Here is a 4,075-nt window from a genome sequence, read left to right as displayed (position 1 = left end):
CCGCATAAACGCAAAGAAAGCGAACATCGTGGAAAAGATGTCATTGACAGCGCTAGCTCGCCAACTCGCCGACAAGGCGGAAAACTCGAAGAGCGGCCGTAGCGCTCGTACCGTGTACGGCGGCCATGAACACGTCCTGCGGCAAACCGTCATCGCGCTGGCAGAGGGCCAAAAACTCGACGAGCACGAGAACCCTGGGGAAGCGACCGTCTATGTCCTCACCGGCCGGGTACGCCTGTGCGCAGCCGAGAATGCTTGGGAGGGATCATCCGGCGATCTGTTGATCGTCCCGAATGCTCGACATTCTCTCGAAGCGCTGGAGGCCTCGTGCGTACTACTGACGGTCGCTAAAGCAATCTGAAGTATCGACCCGGTCTTCACGGCCACTGATCTGACCGTCATTTCTTACTCCGCTTCGTCATCGACCATGCTCCAGTCGCGAGCTGTGCCCCGCATCGTCCGCGGGCACGGTTCGCGGTCCTTCTACGTGTCGATGGCAATCGTCCTGTTAGGTAAATGCATTGAACCGTTTCGAGACCAAGGATCCGAACACCGTTGATTCCTCGGAGCCCGCTGTCGGCGGCTTGTCTGCCCCATTTAACTCTGCCCTGCTTGATGCGCTGAAACAGCGCGTTGTCATCGGCGACGGAGCGATGGGCACCATGTTGCAAGCCGCGGACCTCACCCTGGACGACTTCCTCGGCCTCGAGTGCCGTCAGCGCCGCACCGATCTCACTGCCCAGGAGCATCGTTCCGGTTGTCTCGACCGTCACGTGCGTGATGATCGGCAACCGCAGTCCGAGTTGCTCCATCGCACGCTGACTGCCGAGGATTGCAGCTTTCACCTGAAGCAGGTCCTGGCAGGTTTCGACGAGGATGGCGTCGGCGCCACCGTCGATCATGCCGAGCGCAGCTTCGGTGTACGCGTCACGAAGGACTGCGTACGGTGCGTGTCCGAGGCTGGGGAGCTTGGTTCCCGGTCCCATCGAGCCGAGTACGAATCGGGCCATGCCGTCGCGGCCTGGTCCCATCTCGTCCGCTACTTCACGGGCGAGAGCAGTGCCTTTTTCCGCGAGTTCGCGGATCCGGTGAGAGATGTCGTAGTCGGCGAGGTTGGGCAGGTTGCAACCGAAGGTGTTGGTCTCGACGGCATCGGCACCAGCGGCGAAGTACGCACGGTGGATGTCTTTGAGCACGTCGGGACGGGTGTCGTTGAGGATCTCATTGCACCCCCTCGAGCCACTCGGTATCGACATGATCGGCCTGAACTGTGCCACCGGGCCGGCCGAGATGAGCGAACATCTCCGTCATCTGTCCAAGTACTCGACGCTGCCGGTGTCGGTCATGCCCAATGCCGGTCTGCCGCAGCTCGGCCCCAAGGGCGCCGAGTACCCGCTGACCGCCGACGAATTGGCCGAAGCCCTCAGTGGTTTCGTCTCCGAGTTCGGACTCGGCCTCGTCGGTGGCTGCTGCGGTACGACACCCGAGCACATCAGCGCGGTCGCCGACGCGGTCCGTCAGGTCGAGAAGGCCCAGCGCACGCCGATCCACGAGCCGAGCACCTCTTCGCTGTACTCGGCGGTGCCGTTCGAGCAGGACGCCAGCATCCTGATGATCGGTGAACGCACGAACTCCAACGGCTCCAAGGCTTTCCGCGAGGCAATGCTCTCCGCGGACTACCAGAAGTGCCTGGACATCGCCAAGGACCAGACCCGCGACGGCGCACACATGCTCGACCTCAACGTCGACTACGTGGGCCGCGACGGTGCCGCCGACATGTCGGAACTTGCCAGCCGTCTGGCGACGTCCTCGACGCTGCCGATCATGCTCGACTCCACCGAGCCTGCCGTGCTGCAAGCCGGCCTCGAGCACCTCGGTGGCCGCTGCGCTGTCAACTCCGTCAACTACGAGGACGGCGCCGGCCCCGAATCGCGTTTTCACAAGATCATGACGTTGGTCAAGGAGCACGGCGCGGCAGTCGTCGCCCTGACCATCGACGAAGAGGGCCAGGCTCGCACAGCCGAGACCAAGGTCGCCATCGCCAAGCGTCTGATCGAGGACATCAAGGGAAACTGGGGACTCGCCGAGTCCGACATCATCGTCGACGCCTTGACCTTCCCCATCTCCACCGGTCAGGAAGAGGTGCGACGCGACGGCATCGAGACCATCGAAGCGATCCGTCAGCTCAAGGCTGCGTACCCGGAACTCCACTTCACCCTGGGTATCTCGAACATCTCGTTCGGTTTGAACCCGGCCGCACGGCAGGTCCTCAACTCGGTGTTCCTGCACGAGTGCACCGAGGCAGGTCTGGACACGGCGATCGTTCATGCGTCCAAGATTCTGCCGATGGCCCGAATTCCTGACGAGCAGCGTGAAACCGCACTCGACCTGGTCTACGACCGTCGTAGCGAGGGCTACGACCCGCTGCAGAAGCTGATGGCTCTGTTCGAGGGTGTCTCGGCTGCGTCGGCGCGCGAGTCCCGTGCGCAGGAACTGGCGGGACTTCCGTTGTTCGACCGGCTCGAACGCCGCATCGTCGACGGCGAGCGCAACGGCCTCGACGACGACCTCACCGAGGCGATGACGATCAAGTCCCCGATCGAAATCATCAACGAGACCTTGCTCTCGGGCATGAAGACCGTCGGTGAACTGTTCGGTTCCGGACAGATGCAGTTGCCGTTCGTTCTGCAGTCCGCCGAGGTCATGAAGGCAGCAGTTGCGTTCCTCGAACCGCACATGGAGGCGAGCGACGACGACGGCAAGGGTCGCCTCGTCATTGCGACGGTCAAGGGCGACGTCCACGATATCGGCAAGAACCTTGTCGACATCATCTTGAGCAACAACGGCTACGACGTCGTGAACCTCGGCATCAAGCAGCCCATCGCGACCATTCTCGATGCTGCGATCGAGCACAAGGCCGATGTCATCGGCATGTCCGGACTGCTCGTGAAGTCCACTGTCGTGATGAAGGAAAACCTCCAGGAACTGAACTCTCGCGGTGTCTCGGAACAGTTCCCGGTTCTGCTCGGTGGTGCGGCGCTCACGCGCTCCTACGTCGAGAACGATCTGCAGGAGGTGTACGAGGGCGACGTCAGCTATGCCCGCGACGCTTTCGAGGGTCTGAACTTGATGGACCAGATCATGACGACCAAGCGTGGTGGCGGCCCGGCGCCGGACAGCCCGGAGGCCATCGCTGCTCGCGAGAAGGCTGCCGAGCGTAAGGCTCGTCACGAGCGTTCCAAGCGCATCGCCGAAAAGCGTAAAGCTGCAGCGGTTCCCGTCGTCCTGCCGGAGCGTTCCGATGTCGCTACCGACATTGCGGTGCCGACACCGCCGTTCTGGGGCTCGCGCATCGTCAAGGGAATCTCTCTGTCCGAGTACTCGGGGCTGCTCGACGAGCGCGCTCTTTTCCTCGGCCAGTGGGGCCTTCGCGGTCAGCGCAAGGGCGACGGTCCGACGTACGAGGAACTGGTCGAGTCGGAAGGCCGTCCGCGGCTTCGGTACTGGCTCGATCGGTTGACGTCCGAGGGCATCCTCGCGCACGCCGCGGTTGTGTACGGGTACTTCCCGGCGATCTCGGAGGGCGACGACGTCATCGTGCTCACCGAGCCGAAACCGGATGCACCCGAACGGTTCCGATTCACCTACCCGCGTCAGCACCGCGACCGCTTCCTGTGCATCGCGGACTTCGTTCGCTCGCGCAAGGACGCCGAGGCCACCGGGCAGGTCGACGTACTCCCGTTCCAGTTGGTGACGATGGGTCAGCCGATCGCGGACTTCGCCAACGAGTTGTTCGCGTCGAACTCGTACCGCGATTACCTCGAGGTTCACGGAATCGGTGTCCAGCTCACGGAGTCTCTGGCCGAGTACTGGCATCGACGCGTCCGTGAAGAGCTAGTGCTTCCCGAGGGTCACACCGTCGCGGAGCAGGATCCCACCGAGGTTGCCGGTTACTTCGATCTCGAGTACCGCGGCGCTCGCTATTCGTTCGGATACGGCGCGTGCCCGGATCTCGAGGATCGAGCCAAGTTGGTTGCGTTGCTCGAACCCGAACGAATCGGCGTCGAATTGTCCG

Annotated in this window: 3 protein-coding genes; 2 read left to right on the top strand and 1 reads right to left on the bottom strand. The window is 62.8% G+C overall.

Going from position 1 to position 4,075, the window contains the following annotated elements; translation table 11 throughout:
• The first annotated feature begins 28 nt into the window (after nucleotides 1-28).
• Complete coding sequence (locus ACH4F2_RS35160; RefSeq protein ID WP_070159670.1) at nucleotides 29-361, top strand: cupin domain-containing protein; 333 nt, start codon at nucleotides 29-31, stop codon at nucleotides 359-361.
• 37 nt (nucleotides 362-398) lie between these two features.
• Here ACH4F2_RS35160 and ACH4F2_RS35155 read toward each other — a convergent pair whose 3' ends face one another.
• Nucleotides 399-1,256, bottom strand: coding sequence for a homocysteine S-methyltransferase family protein (locus tag ACH4F2_RS35155; protein ID WP_398136743.1), 858 nt, complete (start codon nucleotides 1,254-1,256; stop codon nucleotides 399-401).
• On the opposite strand from ACH4F2_RS35155, the gene metH reads away from it, so the two are divergent.
• Nucleotides 1,255-4,075: methionine synthase (metH, locus tag ACH4F2_RS35150; protein ID WP_398136742.1), on the top strand; the 2,821-nt coding region annotated here is incomplete at its 3' end. The genes ACH4F2_RS35155 and metH overlap by 2 nt on opposite strands.

The organism is Streptomyces sp. NPDC017890, assembly GCF_044328675.1.
Lineage (GTDB): Bacteria > Actinomycetota > Actinomycetes > Streptomycetales > Streptomycetaceae > Streptomyces.
This window is presented reverse-complemented; position numbering and strand designations above follow the sequence as displayed.

What these genes read in the sequence shown, in the direction of transcription:
- ACH4F2_RS35155 (WP_398136743.1), bottom strand. Translation starts at nt 1,256, where the DNA reads ATGTCGATACCGAGTGGCTCGAGGGGGTGCAATGAGATCCTCAACGAC.